Origin of the sequence: Sphingomonas brevis (assembly GCF_023516505.1) — a bacterium.
In the GTDB taxonomy this organism is placed as follows: Bacteria; Pseudomonadota; Alphaproteobacteria; order Sphingomonadales; family Sphingomonadaceae; genus Sphingomicrobium; species Sphingomicrobium breve.
Genome location: NZ_JAMGBB010000001.1, coordinates 2481489 through 2505333 on the forward strand (window position 1 = coordinate 2481489; position 23845 = coordinate 2505333).

A 23845-nucleotide genomic window follows, 5' to 3' on the forward strand; every position below is an offset into this window, starting at 1 on the left:
GACGCGCCTCCAATCTAATCGGGGATGAACTACCAGCCCCTTGCATTCGAACCCGCCGAGGCGACCGAAGAGATGAACGACAGTCTTACTCCCAAGGCGATCGTCGCCGCCCTCGACGAGCATATCGTCGGCCAGCATGACGCGAAAAAGGCGGTCGCGGTCGCGCTGCGCAATCGTTGGCGGCGCCAGCGCCTGTCGCCCGAACTGCGCGACGAGGTCACGCCCAAGAATATTTTGATGATCGGCCCGACCGGGGTGGGCAAGACCGAGATCAGCCGGCGGCTGGCAAAATTGGCCGACGCGCCGTTCGTCAAGGTCGAGGCGACCAAGTTCACCGAGGTCGGCTATGTCGGCCGCGACGTCGAGCAGATCGCCCGGGACCTGGTCGAGGAGGCGGTGCGGCTGGAGCGCGAGCGGCGCCGCGAAAAGGTTCGCGAGGCGAGCGAAACCGCGGCGATGGACCGGCTGCTCGATGCGCTGACCGGCAAAGGCTCGTCGGAGGCAACCCGCGCCAGCTTCCGCGCACGCTTCGCTGACGGCAGCCTCGACAATGCCGAGGTCGAGATCGAGGTCGCGGAGGCGCCCAACATGCCGTTCGAAATCCCCGGCAATGGCGGCGTCGGAATGATCAATCTTAGCGAGATGATGTCGAAGGCGATGGGCGGCCCGCCCAAGAAGCGGCGCAAGCTCAAGGTCCGCGACGCCTTCGCCAAGCTGGTCGAGGAGGAGGCCGACAAGCGCGTCGACCAGGACGACGTCACCCGCGTCGCGCTGTCGGACGCCGAGGCCAATGGCATCGTCTTCCTCGACGAGATCGACAAGATCGCAGTCAGCGACGTTCGCGGCGGTTCGGTCAGCCGCGAGGGCGTCCAGCGCGACCTGCTGCCGCTGATCGAAGGGACCACGGTCGCGACCAAATATGGGCCGATCAAGACCGACCATATCCTCTTCATTGCGTCCGGCGCGTTCCACGTCGCCAAGCCGGCCGACCTGTTGCCCGAGCTTCAGGGCCGGCTGCCGATCCGGGTCGAGCTGAGCGCACTCAGCGAAGAGGATTTCGTCCGCATCCTGTCGGCCACCCGCGCCAGCCTGACCGAGCAGTATCGCGCCTTGCTGGCGACCGAGGAGGTGACGATCGACTTTACCGAGGACGGTATTGCCGCGCTCGCGCGGATCGCCGCCGAAGTGAATGACGCGGTCGAAAATATCGGCGCGCGGCGCCTGCAGACGGTGATGGAGCGGCTGGTCGAGGACATCAGCTTCACGGCCGAGGATCGCAAGGGCGAGACGCTGGTGATCGACGCCGCCTTCGTCGAACAGCAGCTCGCCGGAATCGCCAAGGACACCGACCTATCGAGATATGTCCTTTAGTTGTCATCCCGGGCTTGATGACCGGCATGCGGCACTGTCTGGGGGACAGTGCCGGTCCGGACATGGATCCGCCTTTTATTCCCGCGAAGTGAAGAGAAGGCAGACCCCGGCTCAGGGCCGGGGTGACGATTGAGGTTGGGCCGGGCGATAATAGGCGACCATCCCCTGGACGAAGGGCGACCACAGCGGCGCCTGCACGCCCGCAAGGCGAAGCCGGCTTGCCGCCCATTGGTTGCAAGTGTGGATGGCATTGGCCTTGCCGCTGCCGCGATAGAAGGCGTCTCGGGGGCCGTAGCCCGGATGATCGATGCGGATCGGCCTTCCATTCGCGTCGAGCGCGAAGCCCTCCCGGATCGCGGCCCACAAGCGGCGATACTGCTCGGGCGTGAGGCGAATGGCGCGAGCGGCGAAGCGTGGGTCCTCGACCCATTCGACATGCATTACCTGCTCGCCGCCGGTCAGCGCCTTCGCCGCGGTCTTGATCGACAGGTCGCCCCAGGTCGGGGTTTCCAGATAGACCTGCCGCTCGCCGGCCCCGAACGCGATCCACCGCGCATCGGCGGGCACATTGGCCATGTCCGACCTCGGCACCAGCGGCCGCCAGTCGAGCCCCTCGACAACTGCCGGAAGCACCAGGTCGGCGTGGACGCCATTATTGGCGAGATAGATGGTGATTCCCTGTTTCGGCTCGCGCCAGCTGTTATTGACCGGGATCAGCGCGCCGATCAGCGCGGCCAACAGATAAAATCCGGGAATCGCCAGGATCGCGAGAGCGATGCGGGCCGGCCAGCGGAGCTTTCGACGACGGCGGATCATTTGGGAAGGGTAGCGATCGCGTTGCGGCTGTCATCACTCGACATCCGTCGGATTTTCATTTTGAGGCCGTCCCCCGGACGGTCGCGAAAGGAAAATGGTCGGGGCGACTGGATTCGAACCAGCGACCCCCACACCCCCAGTGTGATGCGCTACCAGGCTGCGCTACGCCCCGACCGGTCGCGCCCGTTCGGACGCGAGAGCGGCGCATCTAAGGCGACGAGCATCGCTTGGCAAGGCAGCCCACGGCGTGATAGGCGGCCCGCCACTTCCTGCGCTTGGGGCATTACAGGCGCGCATATGAAGAAGAGTTTTCCAATCCCATGACCATCACGACGCTTCTCGCCGCCGCCGCTCCTACGGGCGGAGCCAGCTTCTTCATCCAGACCATCCCGCTGGTCCTGGTTTTCGTCATCTTCTGGTTCCTGCTGATCCGACCGCAGCAAAAGCGGATGAAGGACCATCAGGCCGCGGTTGCTGCAGTCAAAAAGGGCGACCGCGTCGTTACCGGCGGCGGCCTGATCGGCAAGGTCACCAAGGTCGGCGACAGTGAAGTGGAAGTTGAGATCGCGCCGAACGTCCGCGTCCAGGCGGTCAAGTCGACGCTCAGCCAGGTTGGCGGCACCGCTGCCCCGGCAAACGACTAAAGGGCCGCGTCCAACATGTTTGATTTTCCCCGCTGGAAGGTCTGGCTGGTTACGCTGACCATCCTCGCCGGCATCTTGCTGGCGATCCCCAGCCTGCTCCCCAAGGACCAGGTGGAGCGCTGGCCGGCCTGGCTTCCAAGCGCCCGTATCAACCTTGGTCTCGACATTGCCGGTGGCAGCCAGCTGCTGCTCGAAGCCGATCTCGCCGATGCCCAGAAGCAGCGGCTGCAGGCCAAGGAAGAAGAGGTCACGACCGAGCTTCGCCGCGGCGAGCCGCGCATCCAGATCGGCGATGTTTCAACGTCCGGCGGCAAGCTGAGCTTCGTCGTTCGCGACCCGACCCAGCTTGATGCCGCGTTCGAACGGATGCGGACCTTGAGCCAGCCGCAGGGCCTGACCGGCACGCGCGACTGGGAAGTCAGCACGATGGACGGCAACCGGATCGTCCTGACCCCGACCGAATCGGGTTCGAAGCAGGCGCTCAAGGATTCGCTGACCGTGGCTCGCGACGTCGTTCGCCGCCGCATCGATCCCGGCGGCACCAAGGAAATCACCGTTATCAACCAGGGCGACCGGCGAATCTTCGTCCAGGTCCCCGGCGTTGAGGATCCCGAGGCGCTGAAGCAGCTGATCGGCCAGACCGCCCGGCTCGAATTCAAGCTGGTCGACCTCAATGCCGATCCAAATCAGGTCGCCCAGGGCCGTGCCCCGCCGGGCAGCCAGGTGTTGCCGATGGCTGACGGCAAAGGCGCCATCGCCGTCCAACGCCGCGTGATGGTGTCGGGCGAACAGCTGGTCAACGCCAAGCAGGGCTTCGACCAGGACGGCCAGGCGATCGTCGACATCAGCTTCAACACCGCAGGTGCGCGCCGTTTCGGCCGCGTCACGCAGGAAAATGTCGGCAAGCCGTTCGCCATCATCCTGGACGACAAGGTGCTGTCCGCACCGAACATCAACGAGCCGATCCTCGGCGGCCGTGCCCAGATCAGCGGCAGCTTTACCGTCGATAGCGCCAACCAGCTGGCGGTCAGCCTGGCCTCGGGCAAGTTGCCGGTGAAACTCAACGTGGTCGAGGAGCGGACCGTCAGCGCCGAGCTTGGCGCCGACTCGATCAGGGCCGGCACCATTGCATCCATCTTCGCGACGCTGGCGGTGATCGGGCTGATGATCATCACCTATGGCCGGTTCGGCGTTTACGCTTCGATCGCGCTGCTGGTGAATGCCTTCATGATCCTTGGCATCATGGCGGTGTTCAACGCCACGCTAACCCTGCCGGGCATTGCCGGTTTCGTTCTGACCATCGGTGCGGCGGTCGATGCCAACGTGCTGATCAACGAGCGCATCCGCGAAGAGCTGAGACGGGGGAGGCGAGTGCTCGATGCGCTTGAGACGGGCTACAAGGAAGCCTCGACGGCCATCTTCGACGCCAACATCACCAACACCATCGCCGCCGCGCTGATGATGTACTTCGGTTCGGGCCCGATCCGCGGCTTCGCGGTCGTTCTCCTCATCGGCATCATCACATCGGTGTTCACGGCGGTGAACTTCACTCGGATGCTGGTCGCGCTGTGGGTCAAGTCCACGCGCCCGCGCGCCCTAAACATCTGACGGGAATGAACCGATGAAACTTTTGAAACTCGTTCCCGACAACACCAACATCGATTTCATGAGGTGGCGCAACATCGCCCTCATCCTGTCGATCATCGCCACTGTCGGCAGCCTGGTGCTGGTCGGCGTTCGCGGCCTCAACCTCGGCATCGACTTCGTCGGCGGCCAGGTCGTGCGCGCGACCTTTGCCCAGCCGGTCAATATCGAGGATCTGCGCGGCAAGGTCGCCACCTTGAACGTCGGCGAGGCCAGCATCCAGCAGTTCGGCGACAACAAGACATACCAGATCCGGCTGCCCAAGCCGGAAGGGCCCGAGGCTGCCGCCAACCAGGTGGTGACGGCGGTCCGTGGCATGATCATCAAGGATTACCCCGGCGTCAAAGTGACGGCTGGCGAATCGGTGTCGGGCAAGGTCAGCGGCGAACTGGCGTGGGACGGCGCCCTGGCGATCAGTTTCGCGATGATCGGCATCGCCATTTACATCTGGTTCCGCTTCGAATGGCAGTTCGGGGTCGGCGCCCTCGTCACCCTGTTCCACGACGTGGCGATGGTGCTTGGCTTTTTCTCGCTGACCCAGCTGCAGGTCGACCTCAATATCGTCGCCGCCTTCCTCGCGATCGTCGGCTATTCGCTCAACGACACGGTCGTAATCTACGACCGAATCCGCGAGAATCTGCGCAAATACCGCAAGATGGAGATCGTCTCGCTGCTCAACTTCTCGTTGAACGAGACGCTGTCGCGGACGATCGTCACCTCACTGTCGATCATGCTGGCCTTGGCGGTTCTGCTGATGCTGGGCCCCGACGTGCTGTTCGGCCTGACGGTCGCGATCCTGCTGGGCACGTTCATCGGCACTTATTCGTCGATCTATATCTCCGCCCCGGCACTGGTCTGGCTCGGCCTCAAGCCCGACAGCTTCCTCAAAACCGAGGACGAAGAAGATAAAACGGTCGCAAAGCCGGCTTGAGCGTTCAGGTGAGCGAAAGGCCGCTTGGACTTGTGTGAAGCCCGCGCTAGGAAAGTCTCCATGGTGAACAAGACCCGTATCGCGGCACTATTATTGCTGCCTGTAATCCTGCTTCCTGTCGCCGGCTGCGCCGGCAAGAAGGTGAAAGGCGACACCGCCTACATCGCTCGCGACGTCAATACGCTTTACAGCCTGGCCAAGGAGCGGATGGACAAGGGCGACTATGAAGCGTCGGCCAAGCTGTTCGACGAAGTCGAGCGCCAGCATCCTTACTCGGTCTGGGCCCGCCGCGCTCAGCTGATGAGCGCCTTTTCCTATTATATGGCGCAGCAATACCCTGACGCGGTCAGCTCGGCGCAGCGCTTCCTGACGATCCACCCGGGCAACAAGGACGCGCCCTACGCCAACTATCTGATCGCGATGAGCTATTATCAGCAGATCGAGGACGTCACGCGCGACCAGAAGATCACCCAGCAGGCGTCCGACAGCTTCAACGAGCTGATCCGCCGCTATCCGCAGAGCCGCTACGCGTCGGATGCCCGGCTGAAGCTCGATCTGATCAACGATCACCTTGCCGGCAAGGAGATGGAGATCGGCCGATTCTACCAGCGCCAGGGCAATTGGTTGGCGGCCACGACCCGCTTCCGCACGGTGATCGATCAATATCAGACCACCAGCCACACGCCCGAGGCGCTCGAGCGGCTGGTTGAAAGCTATCTGAACCTGGGGCTGCCCGATGAAGCTCATAAGGCGGCGGCCGTGCTCGGCCGCAACTATCCGGGCAGCAAATGGTACAAGCGTAGCTATGAGCTGATCGAGCGGCACGTCCCCCAGGCGCTTGCTGCCCAGACCAGCAGCTAAGGGGATTTCGGCGGCGTGCTAAGGCAGCTGTCGATCCGTGACGTAGTGCTGATCGACCGGCTCGAGCTGGAGTTCGAGCCCGGGCTTGGAGTCCTCACTGGCGAAACCGGAGCCGGAAAATCGATCCTGCTCGATAGCCTTGGCCTGGCGCTCGGCGTCCGCGCCGACACCGGTCTTGTGCGCAGCGGGCAGGACCAGGCCAGCGTTTCGGCCGAATTCGAGCTGCCGTCGGACCATCCCGCCATCGCCGTGCTCGCCGAGCAGGGCATAGTGCCCGAGCCGGGCGAGCCCCTGCTGGTGCGGCGGACGCTTAAGGCCGACGGCGGCAGCCGCGCCTTTGCCGGCGGGGCAGGCGTGTCGGCGGCGGTGCTGCGCGACATTGCCAACGGGCTGGTCGAGATTCACGGCCAGCACGACGATCGCGGACTGCTCAATCCCCGCGGCCACCGCGCGCTGCTCGACCTGTTCGGGCGGATCGACATGCGCGCGGTCGCGACTGCCTGGGCCGAGGTTGAGCGGATCGAGCTCGAGCTAGCCGAGGGCAAAGCAGCTGCGGAATCGGCGGCACGCGATCGCGATTACCTGGAGCATGCCGCCAAGGAAATCGCCGCACTGGCACCGGAACCTGGCGAGGAAACCAGCCTGTCGGAGCAACGGGCCTTGATGCAGGCCGGAGCCAAGGCGGGTGAGGCGCTGACCGGCCTCGACGAGTTGCTCGGCGGGTCAGAGGGCGCGCTGGCGCAGCTTCGTGCCGCCGCCCGCAAGATCGAACGCGGCGCCGCCGATCACCCGCTGCTGGCAGAGGCGCTTGCCAGCCTTGACCGGGCACTGATCGAGGGCAGCGAGGCGGAGGACCGGATCGCTCGCGCCGCCGAGGCGCTGGCGTTCGACCCTGCGCGGCTGGAATCAGTCGAGGCACGGTTGTTCGATATCCGCGGGCTGGCCCGCAAACATCGGGTCGAGCCCGACGTGCTGGCCGCGCTGGGCGAGGAATATCAGGGCAAGCTGGCGCTGATCGAGGCGGGCGGCGAACGTATCGCCGGGCTGGAAGGCCAGCTCGCCCAAGCCCGCGCCCGTTATGATGACGCGGCGCGCACGCTACGCGAGGATCGCGTTCGCGCCGCGACACGGCTGGACGAAGCTGTTGCCGGGGAGCTTCACCCGCTCAAGCTCGATGCCGCGAAATTCCGCACCGCCATGGCCGAGGCCGAGCCGGGCCCGTCAGGTATCGACCGGGTCGAGTTCGAGGTGTCGACCAACCCCGGCGCTCCGTTCGGGCCATTGACCAGGATCGCATCGGGTGGCGAGCTGTCGCGTTTCATCCTGGCGCTCAAGGTTGCGCTGGCCGAAGCGGGGACCGCCCAGACGATGATATTCGACGAGATCGACCGCGGCGTCGGCGGTGCGGTCGCCAGCGCGATCGGTGAGCGGCTGGCCAGGCTGGCTCGGAAATCGCAGCTGCTGGTGGTGACCCATTCTCCGCAGGTGGCTGCACGCGCGGCGCACCATTATCGAATCGAAAAGGCGCACGAGGACGGCGTTACACGTACCCATGTGCGCAAGCTGACGAACGACGAGCGGCGCGAGGAGATAGCACGGATGCTGTCGGGCGCGGCGATCACCGACGAAGCCCGCGCCCAGGCGGCACGGCTACTGGAGGCAGCATGACCGAGCAACTTTCCCTAAAGCAGGACTATCACGGCCGGACCTTCGATCATGTGCTGGTCCATGACGGTAGCGGTGCCGCGAGGCCGGCAGTCGTCCTGCTGCCAACAGTCATGGGCGTGCAGCCGCTTGAGATCGGGATGGCGGAAAAGCTGGTTGCGCTTGGATATAACGTCTTGGTGGTGGACCTTTTCGCCAAGCGCTTCCGGCCGGTGATCGACCGCGGCGAGGCTTTCGCCGCCATGGGCGAACTGCGGGAGGACCGGTCGGCGCTGCGCGATCACCTGCTTGCCGTGCTGGAAGTCGCCTGGAACCTGGACGCGGTCGATGCGGAGAAGGTTGCCGTGATCGGCTTCTGTTTCGGTGGCCAGTGCGCGCTCGATATCGCGCGGTCCGGGGCGGACGTGGCCGGCGTGGCCAGCTTCCACGGCCTGTTCGACCCGCCCGGCCTGCCGCCGCAGCCGATCAAGGCCAAGGTCTCCGCCTATCATGGCTGGGAAGACCCGATGGTTCCGCCCGAAGCAGTGGTTGCGCTTGGCAAGGAACTGACCGACGGCGGCGCCGACTGGCAGATCCATGCTTACGGAAACGTCGGCCACGGCTTTACCAATCCCAAGGCCCACGAAATCGGCGTCGCCGGCGTGGCCTACGATGAGGCGGCGGCAAGGCGCAGCTGGGCCAGCCTTGAAAACTTCCTGGCCGAAGTGTTGGGGTGACCGCTTTCGTCGCGATGGTCCGCGCGGTGAATGTATCGGGGACGGGGAAACTGCCCAAGGAAGAGCTGACGGCGATCGGCAAGGCCTGCGGCTTCAAACAGGTCCGCACCTTCATCAATAGCGGCAATTTGCTGTTCGCCAGCGATCTCGCCGAAAGCACGGTCAAGGAGCGGATCGAACAGCGGCTGGTCGATTATTTCGGCAAGCCGGTGCCGGCCTTCGTCCGCAATGCCAGGGAAATGGCGGAGGCGGTGAAGAAAAACCCATTCAGCGACGACAAGCCGAGCCGAGTCATGGCTCATTTCGTCGACGAAGAGCCGGTGAAGGCGATGATCGATGAAGCACGCGACGTTGAGGGCGAGCGGTTGGCGCTAGGGCCTCGGCTCCTCTATGTCAGCTATGGCGAGGGCATCGGCAAGACGAAGCTGAAGCTGCCCGCCGTCAAACAGGGCACGGCAAGAAACATGAACAGCGTGGCAAGGATGGCGGAGTTGCTGGCGGGGATGGAATGAACGAAGCAGAAGCCGCCAACCGTTTGATGCGCCTCGCCAAGCAGATCGCGCATCACGACAAGCTTTATCACGACCAGGACGCGCCGGAGATTTCGGACGCCGACTATGACGCACTGGTCCGCGAAAACCGTGAGCTGGAAGCCCAATATCCACAGCTGGTGAGAGCGGATTCGCCGTCGAAGCGGCTGGGCGCGGCGCCAACTTCGGCGCTGGCCAAGGTCACCCATGCCCGGCCGATGCTCAGCCTCGACAATGCGTTCAGCGCCGAGGAAGTACGCGATTTCGTTGGCCGGGTTCGGCGGTTCCTGAATTTGCCTGAGGGCGAGCCGGTCGCAATGACTGCCGAGCCCAAAATCGACGGCCTCTCCTGCTCGTTGCGCTACGAGAAAGGTCAGCTGGTGCTGGCGGCGACGCGCGGCGACGGAATGGTCGGCGAGGATGTGACGCCCAACGCCCGAACGATCCGCGACATCCCGCAATCGATCAAGGGCGCTCCCGACGTGCTCGAAGTGCGCGGCGAAGTGTACATGTCCAAGGCCGATTTCGCTGCCTTGAACGAGCGGCAGGAAACGGCGGGCGGCAAGGTCTTTGCCAACCCGCGAAACGCCGCCGCGGGCTCGCTGCGGCAGAAGGACGCCAGCGTGACCGAGGCACGGCCGCTGCGTTTCCTTGCTCATGGCTGGGGCGAGGTCAGCGAGCCGCTTGCCATGCTGCAGCTGCTGGCGATGAACAAGATCGAGAGCTTCGGCTTCCCGGTCAGCGACCTGCTGGTGCAGTGCGAAACGGTCGAGGAGGCGCTGGCCCATTACGCATTGATCGAGCGGGAACGCGCCGACTTGCCCTACGACATCGATGGCGTGGTCTATAAGGTTGGACGGCTCGACTGGCAGGATCGCCTTGGCCAGGTCGGACGCGCGCCGCGCTGGGGCCTTGCCCATAAATTCCCGGCGGAGAAGGCCGAGACGACGCTGGAGGCGATCGACATACAGGTCGGGCGCACCGGCAAGCTGACCCCGGTCGGGCGCTTGAAGCCTGTGGGGGTCGGCGGAGTGATCGTCAGCAATGTCACGCTCCACAACCGCGACGAGATCGCCCGGCTCGGCCTGCGCATCGGTGACCGGGTGCGGATCCAGCGTGCCGGCGACGTCATCCCGCAGGTGGTCGAGAACCTCACCCGCGATGAAACGCGAGCGCCTTACTTCTTTCCCGACCATTGCCCGGAGTGCAATTCGGAAGCGGTCGCCGAGGAGGGTGAGGTCGATGTCCGCTGCACCGGCGGGCTGATCTGTCCCGCCCAGCGGATCGAGCGCCTCCGCCATTTCGTCTCGCGCGGGGCGATGGACATCGACGGGCTGGGCGAGAAGAGCATCGTCGAATTCTTCGAACTGGGCTGGCTGCATGGGCCAGCGGACATCTTCCGCCTCAAGGACCATCGCGGCGCGCTGATTGGCCGCGAAGGCTGGCAGGAGAAGTCGGTCGATAATTTGCTCGCCGCGATCGAGGCTCGAATCGGCTTCGATCCGGCGCGCTTCCTGTTCGGCCTCGGCATTCGCCATGTTGGCATCGTTACCGCCAAGGATCTGATGAAGGCGTTCGGCTCGGTCGAAGGACTGGAGGAGGCTGCACGGGGACCTGATGCACAGGCCGAGCTGTCTGCGGTCGATGGCATCGGCCCGGTCGTGGCCGAAGCTTTGGTCGATTTCTTCCACGAACCGCACAATCGCGAGCAACTGGCCGAATTGCTGGCGCTGGCGCGACCCGCCGCCTTCGTCTCGACCGCGCGGGCGACGGAATGGACCGGCAAGACGATCGTCTTCACCGGTAGCCTGGAAACCATGAGCCGCGACGAGGCCAAGGCCCAGGCCGAGCGGCTCGGCGCGCGGGCGGCGGGCTCGGTCAGCGCCAAGACCGACCTGGTCGTTGCCGGACCCGGTGCGGGATCGAAGCTCAAGAAGGCCGAGGAGCTCGGCATCCGCGTCATCGGCGAGGGCGAATGGGCGGAGATTGTGGCGGGGGCTTAGGAGCCGGCTTCCAATACCAGCACTGACCACTCGCCTTTGCTCCGCTCGACCAGCGCCATCCCTTCCGCCTGATAGGCTGCGATGACGGCATCGGCCTGGGTGTCGAGCAAACCGGCGAGGATCAGGGTTGCACCGGGCGCGACCGTCTTGGCGAAATCGGGTGCCAGCTCGATCAGCGGACCGGCGAGGATGTTGGCGATCAGCAAATCATAGGGCGCGCGGGCGGCAATCAGCGCATGGTCCATCCCGTCCGCGACGGCGAGCAGCAGCTGACCCGGCCCATGGCCGAGCTTTACGCCGTTGATCGCCGCATTCTCTTCGCTGACCTTGACCGCGATGTCGTCGATATCGGTCGCGATTGCCCGCGCTTCCGGCCACAGCGCCATGGCCGCGAATGCCAGCAGCCCGGTGCCGGTGCCGATATCGGCGATATTGGCGAATCGCTTGCCGGCCACTTCCAGCCGGTCGAGCGCTGCGAGGCATCCGGCGGTGGTGTCGTGCTGGCCGGTGCCGAAGGCGAGCCCTGCATCGATCTCGAAATTGACCGTGTCGGCCGGCCGATCGGCGTAATGCATCGGCGTATGGACGAAGAAGCGCCCGGCGCGGATCGGACCCAGCCCCTGCTGGCTCATCGTCACCCAGTCGGTCGTGTCCTCAAGGTGCTCGACCTCCGGCTCGCCATTCGCCGCCAGGCGGCGGAGCAGGACCAGCTCCTGCGTGGTCGGCTGCTCGGCGAAATAGGCGTGGATTCGCCAGTCGTCGGGCGCGTGCGGGTCGGGTTCGTCGGCGACGATCACCGGCGGCTCCTCGGCATGGGCGAACAGGTCCGCGCTTTCCGGCAGCGCCTCGGCCTCGGCCCGGCTGCAGCGAAGCGTGACCCGCCAGCTCATTGGCCCGCCGCCTCCTTTGCCAGCCGCTCGTCCAGGTTTTTGCTGAGCTTTGCCGCATAATTCTTGCAGCCGTCCGGATCGAACAGCGGAGCCTTGCCAATCATCCGATCGCGCATGGCGCTGGATGAGGGATGGGGGGTCAGCAGGATTTCGCAGGGGCTGGCTGCGATCTTGGCGATCGATGCGCGAAAGGCTTCGAGAGATTCCGGATGCGCGCTGAACTTGTAATCGTCGCGGCTGACCGGCGTCAGGCTGTCGGCGTAAACGATCGTCCGGCAGACGCCGCCATCGCAGCTTTCCCAGCGCCAGCTGAGCGCGCCCGGCGTGTGGCCGGGCGTCGTCATGGCGAACACCCTGATATTGCCGATCAGCACATCGCTTCCGTCGCCGACTACCCGGCCGACGCTCGCCGCACGGAAGGGTGGGTGCTCGCCAGCCTGCGGATCGTCCGCGCTCGCTGCGCCGCTGTTCATCACGGTTTCCGCGGCGCGTGAGGTGACCAGCGTCGCGCCAGTCAGCTGCTGCAGCCGGGCCATTCCCCCGACATGATCGAGATGCTCATGGCTCATCAGCAGATATTTGATGTCCTTCAGCTTGAAGCCGAGCTGGCGGATATTCTCGGCGATGAGGTCGGCGCCCCGCTCTGTCCCTCCATCGATCAGCACATGGCCGTCCTCTCCGGCGATTAGGATCGCGCTGATGCCGCAAGTGCCGACCAGGTATGTGTTGCCGTGAATTCGAACAGGCGGCGCGGGCTTGTCCCACTCGTCCCAATCCTTGCAGTTTGCCGCCCAGATCGGCCCCCATTCCTCGACCGGGTGGATCGGCCGTTCGATCTGGCGCGGGGTCTTGCCGAGCGGGACGACGATCTGCTGTGCGGCAAGGGCAAGAAACGCGATACTAGCGAACATAGCTGGCGCCATTGAGGTCTATCACCGACCCGGTCGAGGCGGCGGGAGCGTCGATTGCCAGCCAGCGGATCGCCTCGGCAACTTCCAAAGTGCTCGTCACCCGGCCGAGCGGGATGTCGGCGACGATCGCCGCGCCGCCGCGCCCGGCCAGATATTCCTCGGTCATTTCCGAAACGGTGAAGCCGGGCGCCACCGCGAAGGCGAGGATGTTGTCGGCGGCGTAGCCGCGGGCGATGGTCTTGGTCATGCCGATGATCGCCGATTTGGACGCTGCATAGTGCCAATGGCTGGGACTGTCTCCGCGATAGGCGGCGCGGCTCGAGACATTGACGATGCGCCCGCCGCCGTTTGCCTTGAAATGCCCAACGGCCAGCCGGCAGAGGTCGGCGGTGGCCTGCAGGTTGATCCTGAGCGTACGGTCCCAGGCCGAGTGCCATTCCTGGTCCGCCGCGTCGTCGGCGACACCCTCATAAATGCCGGCATTGTTGACCAGCGCGTCGATCCGCCCGCCCAGCCTGTCGAGCGCGGCGTCCCAAATAAGGCGCGTCGCCGCCGGGTCGGCAAGGTCTCCGGCAATCAGGCCGTTGTCGCCCATCGTCGAATGGCCGGCGACCTGGTGGCCGGTGGAAGCAAGCAGTTCGAGCGTTGCGGCGCCGATGCCGCGGCTGGCGCCGGTCAGGAGGATGTTCATGGGCCTGGCGTAGACCAGCCCACCCTATTTCGTCATCCCCATGAAAATGGGGACCCAGAAAAACGACCTAGGTTCCCGCTTTCGCGGGAATGACGATTTTGTTGATTTGGCGCCAATAGGAGGCGGCTTCGCCGCTTAAGCAGCGAAGGTCGAAACAAACTCGCTGGTAGCGGACCGGAAATCGGCGATGCGGGCCCCGAAGCGACCGAAGCCTTGCTCAACGCTGTCGATATCCTTGGCGACCTGCTCGGTGTCGGAGCGGATCGCTGCGATGGTCGAGCTCATCGAGTCGGCGGCCAGCGCAGTTTCGTCGACCGCGGCTGTAATCATTGTCACCGTCTGGGCCTGGAGCTCCATCGCCTGGCGGATCCGGTTGGCGGAAGCCTCGACTTCCTCGACCGTGGCGCTGATCGAGCCATTGGCCTCGACCGTCTGCTTGGTCGCGGCGGTAATGGCGGTGATCTTGTTGGTGATGTCGTCGGTTGCCCGGGCGGTCTGGGCGGCGAGCGATTTTACTTCCTGGGCGACCACTGCGAAGCCGCGGCCGGCATCCCCGGCACGAGCGGCCTCGATGGTCGCGTTGAGCGCCAACAGGTTGGTCTGTCCGGCAATGTCGCGGATCAGGCCGAGGATCGATTCGATCGCTTCGACGTGGTTCGACAGGGCCTTGCTGACCTCGACGGCCTTGTCGGCCTGGTCGCCGGCCTTGGTCGCGACGCCGGCGGCGACTTCGACCTCGGTCCTTGCATCCTCGATGGCGCGAATGAGACCGGCCGCGGTCTGGGCTGCCTCGCGCATCGCCACCGCCGATTGCTCGGCCGCCGCCGCGACTTCGCTGGTCTTGCCCAGCATGCCGCGGGCCGCGGTCGCGCTATGTCCGGCCTGGGCGCGCAATTCGTCGCTTTCCCGGGTGCAATCCTGGACCACGCCCATCACCTTGCTGTTGAAGCTGCCGGCCTGGTGCGATTGGGCCACTTCGCTTTCCTTGCGGGTGATGGTGATCCCGTGGTGGATGAAACAGTCGATCTCGATCGCCTGGACTTCCGACAGGGTGCGGGCAAAGCGAATCTGGCTCTCCTCGTCGTCAACCAGGCGGCGCATGACCGCATAGGCTGCTTCGGTCTCGGCGTTGATGCCGGCGAGCAAGGTCGACAGGGTGAGGCCCGCGCCGAGCGCCTTGGCGACATAACCTTGCGCCTCATGGGTCCATTTCGGATTGTCGAGCCGCTCGAACTTGGCCTGGATGAACGGGAAGATCTTGTCGGCCAGCTGATCGATCCGCTGCTCGTCGAACTGCTCGCGGACCTCGGGCGAGATACCGTAGCGGCGCCAGAATTCGCGGGCGAGCTCCTTGCCGTCGCCCTTGATCAGCTTCCACAGCTCGCGCGAGCGGCCGGGCAGGTCGCCATTTGTGTCGTACAGATGCAGGCTCCGCGCCAGATCATAATCGCCGTTCGACATCGCTTGAACCACCTGTGCCATTTGAACCGGAATCCCCACTGAAACTGACTTCAAGCACCGCTATGCGGGGTGAATGGTTAAAGGCGGGTTAGCCCCCTCCAACCTTGCGCGTTGGCGATCCGGTGCCTAGTGGACGCTTACCTTTTCCCAGCGTCGGTTCGAGGACCCATGAACAGCAAAGCCGAGCGACCACTTTCGCCGCACCTGACCATCTGGAAATGGGGGCCGCACATGACGGTCTCCATCCTCCACCGCGTTACCGGCGGCGCAATCACCGTCGCCGGCCTGGCGGTGCTTGCCTGGTGGCTGGTCGCGGTCGCGGGCGGCGAGGCCGCCTACGGCGAATTCGTCAAGCTCGCTACCGGCACGGCCGGGATGATCGTGCTGGTCGGCCTGACCTGGGCGTTCTTCCAGCATCTTTTCTCGGGCCTTCGCCATCTCGTGCTCGACACCGGCTCCGGCTACGAGCTCAAGGTCAACCGCTTCTGGGCGATCATGACCCTGGTAGGATCGCTGACCGCGACCGCCGTCACCTGGTACATTCTGATGGGAGTGGGCAAATGAGCCAGGGAGAAAGCGCGACCCCGCTGGGCAAGGTTCGCGGGCTGGGATCGGCCCATCACGGCGGCGGCCATTGGCTGGAGGAGCGCTTTACCAGCGTGGCCCTGCTGCTGTTGTCGCTGTGGCTGTTTTTCTCGCTGTTGATGCTGCCGAATTTTGAGCTGGCGACGCTCAAGGAATGGCTCGGCTCGGCGTGGGCCGCCATTCCGATGGCGCTGCTCATCGTCACCGCCTTCAAGCACGGCCTCGATGGCCTCAAGGTCAGCGTTGACGATTATGTGCATGATGACGGCAACCGCATCGCACTCCATTATCTTTTGACCATGGCGGCGATTGCGGGCGCCTCGGTCGCGCTGTTCGCGCTGGCCAGGATCGTGTTCGCACCGGTTGCCGCATGACCGCCTATAAAATCGTCGATCATGTCTATGATGTCGTCGTCGTCGGCGCCGGCGGGTCCGGCCTTCGCGCGACCATGGGTGCGGCCGAAAAGGGCCTGAAGACCGCCTGCGTCACGAAGGTCTTTCCGACCCGCAGCCACACCGTCGCGGCGCAGGGCGGAATCGCCGCCTCGCTTGGCAACATGGGGCCGGATCACTGGACCTGGCACATGTACGACACCGTCAAGGGGTCGGACTGGCTCGGCGACCAGGACGCGATCGAATATCTGGTCCGCGAGGCTCCGGCGGCGGTTTACGAACTTGAACATGCCGGGATGCCGTTCAGCCGGACCGCAGAGGGCAAAATCTACCAGCGCGCCTTTGGCGGCATGACCCAGAACATGGGGGAGGGACCGGCCGCTCAGCGAACCTGTGCCGCCGCCGACCGGACCGGCCATGCCATGCTCCACACGCTCTACCAGCAGAGCCTGAAGTATGACGCCGACTTCTTCATCGAATATTTCGCCCTCGACCTGATCATGGAGGACGGCGCATGCCGTGGCCTGGTCGCGCTGTGCCTCGACGACGGATCGATCCACCGCTTCCGCGCGCAAGCGGTGGTTCTGGCGACCGGCGGTTATGGCCGCGCTTACTTCTCGGCGACCTCGGCTCACACCTGCACTGGCGACGGCAACGCCATGGTCCTCCGCGCGGGCTTGCCGCTGCAGGACATGGAGTTCGTCCAGTTCCACCCGACCGGCATTTACGGCGTCGGCGTTCTGATCACCGAAGGCGCGCGCGGCGAGGGCGGATACCTTACCAACAGCGAGGGTGAGCGGTTCATGGAGCGCTATGCTCCCTCGGCCAAGGACCTCGCCAGCCGCGACGTCGTGTCGCGGTCGATGGCGATGGAGATTCGCGAGGGCCGCGGCGTCGGCGAGCGGAAGGATCATATCTTCCTCCACCTCGACCATATCGACCCCAAGATCCTGCATGAGCGGCTTCCCGGAATCACCGAGACCGGCAAGATTTTCGCCGGGGTCGACCTCACCCGCCAGCCGCTGCCGGTGGTGCCGACGGTCCATTATAATATGGGCGGGATCCCGACCAATTATCATGGCGAGGTGGTAACGCTGAAGGACGGCCAGCCGGACAGCGTGGTCCCTGGCCTGTTCGCGGTCGGCGAGGCAGCCTGCGTCTCGGTCCATGGCGCCAATCGTCTCGGCTCCAACAGCCTGATCGACCTGGTGGTGTTCGGCCGCGCCGCCGGCCTCCGTCTCGCCGAGGTGATCAAGCCTGGCGCCGCCCAGCCGCTACTCAAGGACGGCGCATCGGACCTGGCGTTGACCCGGCTCGACAAGTTCCGCCACGCTGAAGGCTCGCTGCCGACCGCCGAAATCCGCGACGAGATGCAGCGTACGATGCAGGCCGATTGCGCCGTGTTCCGCACCGAGCGCACGCTGGAGGAAGGCCAGTCGAAAATCGACGCGGTCTACAAGAAGATGGCTGACATTCGCGTTTCCGACCGCAGCCTCATTTGGAACAGCGACCTCGTCGAAACGCTCGAGCTCGACAATCTTATCGCCCAGGCGGTGGTCACCATGCACTGCGCCGCCAACCGCAAGGAAAGCCGCGGCGCGCATATGCACGAGGACTTCCCGGAGCGCGACGACAAGAATTGGATGAAGCACACCGTCGCCTGGTTCGACGGCTGGGGCGGCCACGGAGGCGGCGTCAAAATCGACTATCGCCCGGTCCACACCTACACGCTCACCGACGAGATCGACTACATCAAGCCCAAAGCGCGGGTGTATTAAGCCGGTCGCCTCGTCCTTTCGTCGAAGCAGGCTTCCTGATTGGCAAAATCGGTGATTTGCTTCCCAAAAGGGGAGGCGGCGATGCAGCGTTCAATCTTGTTGGTTGTGGCAGCGGCGGGGCTGCTGACCGGCGCCGCGGCGCCCAAGGTCAAGCTTGTCGAGCCCAGCTACACGCTGATTCCGGGCTCCGTGCCGCTCGACAAGGGCCCAGATGGCAACAGCATCTTCCTCGATGCACCGCAGGGCCTGATCGTCGTCGATACCGGCCGGCACCCCGAGCATGCCGAACTTTTGCTGGCTTACGCGAAACAGCGGGGCAAGCCGATCGCGGTAATCGTCAACACCCATTGGCACCTCGACCACACCACCGGCAATTATGACATTCGCACGGCCTATCCCCGGGCGCAGGTCTATGCGACGACCGCCATCGAAGGAGCGCTGAAGAGCTTTCTCCAGCGTGGCCGCGAGCAGACCGACAAGCGCCTCGCCGATCCCAAGACTCCGGCGGACGTCAAGGCGCAGCTGATCCGCGCCCGCCACCGCCTCGACAATCCCGACACGCTCCGCCCGACCGTCCCCGTGACCAAGTCGGCAATAATGAAGATCGCCGGGCGCAAGCTCGACGTCCACGTCGCGCCCTATGCCGCGACCGAGGCCGATCTGTGGCTTTACGTGCCGGACGAGGGGCTGGCGATCGTCGGCGACCTGGTGGTCGATATCGTGCCGTTCATGGATACCGCCTGCGCCGAAGGTTGGCAGAAGGCACTGGGCGAGGTGGCGGCGACGCCGTTCACGAGGCTGATCCCCGGCCATGGCGCGCCGATGAATCGCGACCAGTTCAACCAATGGCGCAAGGCGTTCGACAATTTCATCGACTGCGGCCAGTCGATCCGCCTCAAGGAAGAATGTGTCGCCGGATGGAAACGCGATGCGGCACCGTTCATCGATGCCGAGCACGGCGACTATGTGACGGAAGCCGCTGGATATTATCTCGATACGCGGCTCCGTTCCTCGCCCGAAGAGCGGCAGAAATACTGCAAGCCTGGAGGCGTTTGAGGCTTTGCGCTTGTCGCGGCTGACGCTAAGCCGCTCCCCCGATATGACTGATCCCAAACCTCCGAAGCGGATTTTCGCCGAAGCCAAGGTCGATGCCCGCGCCGCGGTGCATGTGCCTTCCAGCCCGCAAACCCAGAGCGAGGCCTATAAGCTCGCCTTCCAGGACAATGAGTTCCTGCTCCGCCCCGACCTTCGGCCGGTGCGTTTCCAGCTCGAGCTGTTGAAGCCCGAATTGCTGATGAATGAGGCCAACATCGCCTCGACCTTCGTCTTCTACGGCTCGGCCCGCGTGCCCGAACCGTCCAAGGCCCACGCGCTGCTCGAAGCGGCGCGGACCGACTGGGACAAGAAGGTCGCAGAGCGGCTGGTCGCCAAGTCCCATTATTATGACGAGGCAAGGAAACTCGCGGCTCGCGTCAGCAAGCATCCGGTTGACGAGGACGGCAAGCGCCACTTCGTCGTCTGCTCGGGCGGCGGCCCGTCGTTCATGGAGGCCGCCAACCGCGGCGCACAGGATGTCGGCGTGGATTCGATCGGGCTTAACATCGTGCTCCCGCACGAGCAGCTGCCCAATAATTATGTCACTCCGGACTTGAGCTTCCAGTTCCACTATTTCGCGCTGAGGAAGATGCATTTCCTGCTCCGCGCCCGCGCGGTGGCGGTGTTCCCCGGCGGGTTCGGCACGTTCGACGAAATGTTCGAACTTTTGACCCTGATCCAGACCGGCAAGGTCCGGCCGCTGCCGATCCTTCTGTTTGGCCGCGAATTCTGGGAGCGGGTGATCGATTTCGAAGGGCTGGCCGAGGAGGGCGTTATCTCGCCCCACGATCTCGACCTCATCACCTGGGTCGAAACGGCGGAAGAGGCATGGGACGCCGTCTGCCACCATTATGAGGTCTGCTGACTATTAATCTCCAGCGGACACATAAAGGGCGGCTCGAGGCCGCCCTTTCTATTTGATCGGCACGCCGGCCTACACGCCGGTCTATTTGTCGGCAGGCTTGGCCGGTGCGGCCTCGTTGCCAGCCGGAGCAGCTTCATTGCCCGCTGCCACATCCTTGCCGTCCGCTCCCTTGTCGTCGGCCGCCGCGGTAGCTTCGGCCGGGGCGGCGGGTAGCGGCTTCGGCGCGTCGCTATGCGCGTTCAAAAAGGCGATGACATTGGCGCGATCCTCGGGATTGCCGAGGCCGGCGAAGGTCATCTTGGTGCCCGGAGCGAACTTCTTGGGGTTGGACAGCCAATCGCTGAGGCTGTTCCAGTCCCAGTTGCCGCCCTTGCCTGACAGCGCCTCGGAGAAGGCGAAGCCATGCGCGCCCTTGCCGACCGGCTCGCCCAGCACACCCCACAGATTCGGGCCGAGCGCATTGGCTCCGCCCTTGTCGGCATTGTGGCAGGCGGTGCACTTCTTGAACACCTGCTCGCCCTTGGTCGGGTCGGCCGAGGCCAGGTAGAATTCGATCGGCTTGGCCGCCTCGGCGGTTGCCCCTTCGACTTCGACGCCCTCGATCGGATAGCCCATCGTTTCCGGCCGGTGCGTGTTGAACACTTCGGATGAGACGATCGACGAGCCCAGCGCGACGATACCGGCGAACAGGACCCAGCCGGCGATAGTGTTGTTGCGATCGTTCATGAAACCCCTGCGGACAAGCCGAATGGAAAGAAACCGTGCCAGCGCCTTTAAGACGGAGCCTTGCTTACATCAAGCCATCGACCCAGCGTTCCAACAAGGTTCGGGCAATGGCCCATTTGGGCGGCGCCTGGAACGGTGCCGAGGCATCTCCGGCAAGGGCGGCAACCACCTCGTCGCGACTGAACCAGCGGGCGTCGTCGAGCTCGTTGCGGTCGATCTCCAATTGGTCGCTTGCGGCAATCGAGTGCGCCCCGATCATCAGCGACGACGGGAACGGCCAGGGCTGACTGCACAAATAGCGGACGTCGCCAACCTCGATTCCGGCCTCTTCCTTGAGTTCGCGCGCGACCGCATTTTCGATCGATTCGCCCGGCTCGACGAAACCCGCGAGCGCCGAATAGCGGCCGGGCGGATATTGCGGCTGGCGCCCCAGCAGCAGCTTGCCCTCATGCTCCGCCAACATGATCACCACCGGGTCGGAGCGCGGATAATGTTCTGCGCCGCAGTTCGGGCAGGCGCGCGACCAGCCGCCGCGATTGGGCTCGGTCCGATGCCCGCAGACCGAGCAATGGCTGTGACGGCGATGCCAGTTCGCCAGGCTGAGCGCGGCCGAGAAGGTCGGCGCATCCCTGGCGTCGAGCTGCGCCAGCAAATGGATGTGGGCATAGGCATTGGCCGGCGTGCTTCCGTCGGGCAAGCTGGAAAAGCGCGGCGCGCCATTGTCGAAGCCCAGGAACAGCGGCGGCTCGCCAGTCACTGCTCCCCAGCAAAGCTTGCCCTCTTCGTCGAGTGCAGGCGCGCCTTCGACCCACTGCAATTCTCGCGCATCGGGCCGATCGAGAAACGCTGCGACAGCCGCCGGATCGGCGCGCAGATGGTCGGCGCGGTCGAGGCCTTCGCCACTGAAGAATGGATCAGGCGGCAAGGGCTTCCTTTCTGGTGACGACTGAATCGACGGCCTTTCGGTAGAGTGTAGGCAAGCCTGCCCCGCTGATCGAGTTGAGCGGTTGCCACCAGCCATCACCAATCGGCTCCGACCGGGCAACGATATGCAGGGATAGCGTGAAATGCGTGAAGCCGTGCGCAATACTGGTCAGCGTCGGCCCGGCAGGCCATTCGTCTCCCCACTCCGGGCCCGGCAGCGCCGCCATTCCGCCGAGCATGCCCTTGGCCGGGCGACGGACGAGCCAGATCGCGTCATTGCGCTCGATCCACCAGGCCAGGCCATGCCGATGCGGGCGCTCGAGTCTCGCTTTTGCAACGGGAAAGGCTTCGGGATCGCCGCCGGCGAATGCCATGCAGTCGGCTGAGAGTGGGCATGCGGCGCAGTCGGGCCGCTTCGGCCGGCAGACGGTCGCGCCAAGATCCATCATCGCCTGCGCATAATCGCCCGGCCGGTCGGTTGGTGTCATCGCGTCCGCGAATCTCCGGATTTCGTCGCCGGCCTTTTCAATTGGGCGGTCGATGCGATTGTGACGGGCAACGATCCTGGCGACATTGGTGTCGACCACGACCGCCCGTTCGCCGAAGGCGATGGCAGCGATTGCCGCGGCGGTATAGGCGCCCAGCCCTGGCAATTCGCGCAAGGCCGCCTCGGTTCGAGGGAAGCCGCCGAGCGCCGCCACCTCTCTTGCGCATGCGATCAAATTTCTTGCCCGGGCGTAATAGCCAAGACCGGCCCATTCGCTCAGCACCTCCTCGTCCGGCGCCGCGGCCAGCGCTTCGACCGTCGGCCAGCGGGCGATGAACCGGCGGAAGCGCGGCTTCACCGTCGCGACCGTGGTCTGTTGCAGCATCACCTCGCTCAGCCACACGATATAGGGGTCGGGCGGGGCGCTTCCGGGCGGGCTTCGCCACGGCAAGGCCCGTGCATATCGGTCATAATGAGTCAGGAGCCGTTCAGCGGCACTGGCGAGCATGAAAGCGCTATGGCATGGTCGTTACAAATGGCGAAGTCCCCGCGTCCCGAATCCAAGGAAGAAGCTCCGCGCGTCGGCCATGTCCGCGCGTGCGGCGACCTTGTCAGCGATATTGCTGGAATTACCTTCAAGCGATTCGGATTCATGCAGGGCGCGGTGGTCAGCCGCTGGGCGGAAATCGTCGGTGAGCGCTATGCCAGGGTGTCGACCCCGGAATCGATCCGCTTTCCGGCGGGCAAGAAGTCGGGCGGAACGCTGACCCTGAGCGTCGAGGGCGCTCATGCGCCCCTGATCCAGCATCTCGGCCCGCTGATCATCGAGAGGGTCAATCGCTTCTTCGGTTATGAGGCGGTCACCAAGGTCGCCTTCAGCCAGGGACGGATACCTAGAGCCAGGTCACCGATCGAGCGGCCGCCGCTTGCCGCGGTGCCCAAGGAGCTGGGCGAAGGCTTGCGCCAGATCGCCGACCCTGAGCTTCGAACCGTGCTCGAATCGCTTGCCGGCAAGCTCGCCGGGTCGCGCGGCGCTCCCGCTGTCGACAAGCTTCCTTCCACTCCAATTCCAATCATCCGGAGCAAATGACCCCCATGAGAATCTCTGTCCTGTTCCTCGCCTCGGCGGCGCTGCTCGCCACTGCCTGCAACGCTGAAAAAAGCGCGAGCAATTCGAGCGGCGCGGAAGTCGCCGCGGCGCCGGTGCCGGCGCCCAACAACGGCGACTGGTCGACCATCGTCAAGAAGTCGGCCGAGGGCGGCTTCGTCATGGGCAATCCCAACGCCAAGGTGAAGCTGGTCGAGTTTGGCTCGCTTACTTGCCCGCACTGCGCCGAGTTCGAGCATCAGGGCGCCCAGGCACTGGTCGACAATTATGTGAAGAAGGGCCTGGTTAGCTGGGAATTCCGCAACTACGTCCGCGATCCGTTCGACATGACCGCGACCCTGCTGGCCCGCTGCGGCGGCGAGGCAAGCTTCTTCGGCCTCACCCGCAACCTGTTTGCCGACCAGAAGGACTGGATCGGCAAGGTCCAGGCGGCAGACCAGGCTACGATCCAGAATCTGCAGACGATGTCCCCGGCCCAGCAATTTTCGGCGATCGCCGATCTTGCCGGGTTGAAACAATATGCCTCGATGCGGGGCGTTCCGCGCGCCAAGGGCGATCAGTGCCTGGCCGACGAGGCGGAGATCAACAAGCTGGTCCAAATGAACACCGACGCCGGGACGACCTACAATATTCCGGGTACGCCATCCTTCCTGATCAACGGTTCACTGGTCGAGCAGACCGCCACTTGGGAAAAGCTCGAGCCGGCCATCAAGGACGCGCTTGCAAGCTGATGGAGCGTGAGGGGGTAAAT

24 protein-coding genes and 1 tRNA gene are annotated in these 23845 nt (G+C 64.7%); 16 read left to right on the forward strand and 9 right to left on the reverse strand.

Annotated elements, in window-relative coordinates; all coding sequences use genetic code 11:
- Positions 1-72: 72 nt before the first annotated feature.
- A complete protein-coding gene (gene hslU, locus LZ518_RS12765) occupies positions 73-1371 on the forward strand; it encodes an ATP-dependent protease ATPase subunit HslU (protein WP_249916571.1) in 1299 nt (432 codons plus the stop codon).
- Positions 1372-1482: 111 nt separating this feature from the next.
- On the opposite strand, the gene LZ518_RS12770 is transcribed toward hslU, so the two are convergent.
- Positions 1483-2187, reverse strand: a complete 705-nt coding sequence (locus LZ518_RS12770; protein WP_249916358.1) for a TIGR02117 family protein — start codon at positions 2185-2187, stop codon at positions 1483-1485.
- A gap of 95 nt (positions 2188-2282) precedes the next feature.
- Positions 2283-2359: transfer RNA gene (locus tag LZ518_RS12775), tRNA-Pro, on the reverse strand.
- A gap of 148 nt (positions 2360-2507) precedes the next feature.
- On the opposite strand from LZ518_RS12775, the gene yajC reads away from it, so the two are divergent.
- Genes yajC through ligA form a run of 8 tightly spaced genes read left to right on the forward strand, consistent with a single transcriptional unit; the run spans position 2508 to position 11181 of the window.
- Positions 2508-2831 carry a preprotein translocase subunit YajC gene (gene yajC, locus LZ518_RS12780; RefSeq protein ID WP_249916359.1) on the forward strand — a complete coding sequence of 108 codons (324 nt, stop codon included), beginning with the start codon at positions 2508-2510 and terminating at the stop codon, positions 2829-2831.
- 15 nt (positions 2832-2846) lie between these two features.
- A complete protein-coding gene (gene secD / locus LZ518_RS12785) occupies positions 2847-4439 on the forward strand; it encodes a protein translocase subunit SecD (protein WP_249916360.1) in 1593 nt (530 codons plus the stop codon).
- Between the two features lie 13 nt (positions 4440-4452).
- Positions 4453-5406: a protein translocase subunit SecF gene (gene secF, locus LZ518_RS12790; protein WP_249916361.1), complete on the forward strand. Its 954-nt coding sequence runs from the start codon at positions 4453-4455 to the stop codon at positions 5404-5406.
- Between the two features lie 60 nt (positions 5407-5466).
- A complete protein-coding gene (locus LZ518_RS12795; protein ID WP_249916362.1) occupies positions 5467-6267 on the forward strand; it encodes an outer membrane protein assembly factor BamD in 801 nt (266 codons plus the stop codon).
- A 15-nt stretch (positions 6268-6282) separates the two neighbouring features.
- Positions 6283-7935 (forward strand): DNA repair protein RecN, encoded by a 1653-nt coding sequence (recN, locus tag LZ518_RS12800; protein WP_249916363.1) that lies wholly within the window; start codon positions 6283-6285, stop codon positions 7933-7935.
- Positions 7932-8648, forward strand: coding sequence for a dienelactone hydrolase family protein (locus tag LZ518_RS12805; RefSeq protein ID WP_249916364.1), 717 nt, complete (start codon positions 7932-7934; stop codon positions 8646-8648). The genes recN and LZ518_RS12805 overlap by 4 nt, the downstream gene beginning before the upstream one ends.
- The gene (locus tag LZ518_RS12810) at positions 8645-9160 is read left to right on the forward strand and encodes a DUF1697 domain-containing protein (protein WP_249916365.1); all 516 of its coding nucleotides are present in this window, start codon (positions 8645-8647) and stop codon (positions 9158-9160) included. The genes LZ518_RS12805 and LZ518_RS12810 overlap by 4 nt, the downstream gene beginning before the upstream one ends.
- Positions 9157-11181 (forward strand): NAD-dependent DNA ligase LigA, encoded by a 2025-nt coding sequence (ligA, locus tag LZ518_RS12815; protein ID WP_249916366.1) that lies wholly within the window; start codon positions 9157-9159, stop codon positions 11179-11181. Before LZ518_RS12810 ends, ligA begins: the two co-directional genes overlap by 4 nt.
- Here the strand turns inward: ligA and LZ518_RS12820 are convergent.
- The 4 genes from LZ518_RS12820 to LZ518_RS13480 form a co-directional block, all read right to left on the reverse strand.
- Positions 11178-12071: a 50S ribosomal protein L11 methyltransferase gene (locus LZ518_RS12820; protein WP_249916367.1), complete on the reverse strand. Its 894-nt coding sequence runs from the start codon at positions 12069-12071 to the stop codon at positions 11178-11180. The two genes, ligA and LZ518_RS12820, sit on opposite strands and share 4 nt — an antisense overlap.
- On the reverse strand, positions 12068-12982 hold the full coding sequence (gene bla / locus LZ518_RS12825) for a subclass B3 metallo-beta-lactamase (protein ID WP_249916368.1): 915 nt from the start codon (positions 12980-12982) through the stop codon (positions 12068-12070). The genes LZ518_RS12820 and bla overlap by 4 nt, the downstream gene beginning before the upstream one ends.
- A complete protein-coding gene (locus LZ518_RS12830; RefSeq protein WP_249916369.1) occupies positions 12972-13673 on the reverse strand; it encodes an SDR family NAD(P)-dependent oxidoreductase in 702 nt (233 codons plus the stop codon). Before LZ518_RS12830 ends, bla begins: the two co-directional genes overlap by 11 nt.
- Before the next feature lie 135 nt (positions 13674-13808).
- On the reverse strand, positions 13809-15155 hold the full coding sequence (locus tag LZ518_RS13480) for a methyl-accepting chemotaxis protein (RefSeq protein WP_283938200.1): 1347 nt from the start codon (positions 15153-15155) through the stop codon (positions 13809-13811).
- A gap of 147 nt (positions 15156-15302) precedes the next feature.
- Between LZ518_RS13480 and sdhC the strand changes: the two genes are divergently transcribed.
- The 5 genes from sdhC to LZ518_RS12860 all read left to right on the forward strand — a co-directional run bounded on the left by sdhC (position 15303) and on the right by LZ518_RS12860 (position 19849).
- A complete protein-coding gene (gene sdhC, locus LZ518_RS12840) occupies positions 15303-15698 on the forward strand; it encodes a succinate dehydrogenase, cytochrome b556 subunit (protein ID WP_249916370.1) in 396 nt (131 codons plus the stop codon).
- A complete protein-coding gene (gene sdhD / locus LZ518_RS12845; protein WP_249916371.1) occupies positions 15695-16093 on the forward strand; it encodes a succinate dehydrogenase, hydrophobic membrane anchor protein in 399 nt (132 codons plus the stop codon). Before sdhC ends, sdhD begins: the two co-directional genes overlap by 4 nt.
- Complete coding sequence (sdhA, locus tag LZ518_RS12850; protein ID WP_249916372.1) at positions 16090-17889, forward strand: succinate dehydrogenase flavoprotein subunit; 1800 nt, start codon at positions 16090-16092, stop codon at positions 17887-17889. Before sdhD ends, sdhA begins: the two co-directional genes overlap by 4 nt.
- Before the next feature lie 81 nt (positions 17890-17970).
- Positions 17971-18945: an MBL fold metallo-hydrolase gene (locus LZ518_RS12855; protein ID WP_249916373.1), complete on the forward strand. Its 975-nt coding sequence runs from the start codon at positions 17971-17973 to the stop codon at positions 18943-18945.
- A 43-nt stretch (positions 18946-18988) separates the two neighbouring features.
- Positions 18989-19849 (forward strand): LOG family protein, encoded by an 861-nt coding sequence (locus tag LZ518_RS12860; RefSeq protein ID WP_249916374.1) that lies wholly within the window; start codon positions 18989-18991, stop codon positions 19847-19849.
- 81 nt (positions 19850-19930) lie between these two features.
- Here the strand turns inward: LZ518_RS12860 and LZ518_RS12865 are convergent, their stop codons facing one another.
- The 3 genes from LZ518_RS12865 to LZ518_RS12875 all read right to left on the reverse strand — a co-directional run bounded on the left by LZ518_RS12865 (position 19931) and on the right by LZ518_RS12875 (position 22494).
- Complete coding sequence (locus LZ518_RS12865; RefSeq protein ID WP_249916375.1) at positions 19931-20575, reverse strand: c-type cytochrome; 645 nt, start codon at positions 20573-20575, stop codon at positions 19931-19933.
- A 64-nt stretch (positions 20576-20639) separates the two neighbouring features.
- Positions 20640-21500 (reverse strand): NAD(+) diphosphatase, encoded by an 861-nt coding sequence (gene nudC / locus LZ518_RS12870; RefSeq protein WP_249916376.1) that lies wholly within the window; start codon positions 21498-21500, stop codon positions 20640-20642.
- Positions 21490-22494 carry an A/G-specific adenine glycosylase gene (locus LZ518_RS12875; RefSeq protein ID WP_249916377.1) on the reverse strand — a complete coding sequence of 335 codons (1005 nt, stop codon included), beginning with the start codon at positions 22492-22494 and terminating at the stop codon, positions 21490-21492. The genes nudC and LZ518_RS12875 overlap by 11 nt, the downstream gene beginning before the upstream one ends.
- A gap of 27 nt (positions 22495-22521) precedes the next feature.
- Between LZ518_RS12875 and LZ518_RS12880 the strand changes: the two genes are divergently transcribed.
- Complete coding sequence (locus LZ518_RS12880; protein ID WP_249916378.1) at positions 22522-23076, forward strand: DUF721 domain-containing protein; 555 nt, start codon at positions 22522-22524, stop codon at positions 23074-23076.
- 5 nt (positions 23077-23081) lie between these two features.
- Entirely contained in the window at positions 23082-23825 is a 744-nt protein-coding gene (locus tag LZ518_RS12885; protein WP_249916379.1) for a thioredoxin domain-containing protein, read from the forward strand.
- Positions 23826-23845 lie beyond the last annotated feature (20 nt).

What these genes read in the sequence shown, in the direction of transcription:
- hslU (WP_249916571.1), top strand. Translation starts at nt 73, where the DNA reads ATGAACGACAGTCTTACTCCCAAGGCGATCGTCGCCGCCCTCGACGAG.
- LZ518_RS12770 (WP_249916358.1), bottom strand. Translation starts at nt 2,187, where the DNA reads ATGATCCGCCGTCGTCGAAAGCTCCGCTGGCCGGCCCGCATCGCTCTC.
- yajC (WP_249916359.1), top strand. Translation starts at nt 2,508, where the DNA reads ATGACCATCACGACGCTTCTCGCCGCCGCCGCTCCTACGGGCGGAGCC.
- secD (WP_249916360.1), top strand. Translation starts at nt 2,847, where the DNA reads ATGTTTGATTTTCCCCGCTGGAAGGTCTGGCTGGTTACGCTGACCATC.
- secF (WP_249916361.1), top strand. Translation starts at nt 4,453, where the DNA reads ATGAAACTTTTGAAACTCGTTCCCGACAACACCAACATCGATTTCATG.
- LZ518_RS12795 (WP_249916362.1), top strand. Translation starts at nt 5,467, where the DNA reads ATGGTGAACAAGACCCGTATCGCGGCACTATTATTGCTGCCTGTAATC.
- LZ518_RS12805 (WP_249916364.1), top strand. Translation starts at nt 7,932, where the DNA reads ATGACCGAGCAACTTTCCCTAAAGCAGGACTATCACGGCCGGACCTTC.
- ligA (WP_249916366.1), top strand. Translation starts at nt 9,157, where the DNA reads ATGAACGAAGCAGAAGCCGCCAACCGTTTGATGCGCCTCGCCAAGCAG.
- LZ518_RS12820 (WP_249916367.1), bottom strand. Translation starts at nt 12,071, where the DNA reads ATGAGCTGGCGGGTCACGCTTCGCTGCAGCCGGGCCGAGGCCGAGGCG.
- bla (WP_249916368.1), bottom strand. Translation starts at nt 12,982, where the DNA reads ATGTTCGCTAGTATCGCGTTTCTTGCCCTTGCCGCACAGCAGATCGTC.
- LZ518_RS12830 (WP_249916369.1), bottom strand. Translation starts at nt 13,673, where the DNA reads ATGAACATCCTCCTGACCGGCGCCAGCCGCGGCATCGGCGCCGCAACG.
- LZ518_RS13480 (WP_283938200.1), bottom strand. Translation starts at nt 15,155, where the DNA reads ATGGCACAGGTGGTTCAAGCGATGTCGAACGGCGATTATGATCTGGCG.
- sdhC (WP_249916370.1), top strand. Translation starts at nt 15,303, where the DNA reads ATGAACAGCAAAGCCGAGCGACCACTTTCGCCGCACCTGACCATCTGG.
- sdhD (WP_249916371.1), top strand. Translation starts at nt 15,695, where the DNA reads ATGAGCCAGGGAGAAAGCGCGACCCCGCTGGGCAAGGTTCGCGGGCTG.
- sdhA (WP_249916372.1), top strand. Translation starts at nt 16,090, where the DNA reads ATGACCGCCTATAAAATCGTCGATCATGTCTATGATGTCGTCGTCGTC.
- LZ518_RS12855 (WP_249916373.1), top strand. Translation starts at nt 17,971, where the DNA reads ATGCAGCGTTCAATCTTGTTGGTTGTGGCAGCGGCGGGGCTGCTGACC.
- LZ518_RS12860 (WP_249916374.1), top strand. Translation starts at nt 18,989, where the DNA reads ATGACTGATCCCAAACCTCCGAAGCGGATTTTCGCCGAAGCCAAGGTC.
- LZ518_RS12865 (WP_249916375.1), bottom strand. Translation starts at nt 20,575, where the DNA reads ATGAACGATCGCAACAACACTATCGCCGGCTGGGTCCTGTTCGCCGGT.
- LZ518_RS12875 (WP_249916377.1), bottom strand. Translation starts at nt 22,494, where the DNA reads ATGCTCGCCAGTGCCGCTGAACGGCTCCTGACTCATTATGACCGATAT.
- LZ518_RS12880 (WP_249916378.1), top strand. Translation starts at nt 22,522, where the DNA reads ATGGCGAAGTCCCCGCGTCCCGAATCCAAGGAAGAAGCTCCGCGCGTC.
- LZ518_RS12885 (WP_249916379.1), top strand. Translation starts at nt 23,082, where the DNA reads ATGAGAATCTCTGTCCTGTTCCTCGCCTCGGCGGCGCTGCTCGCCACT.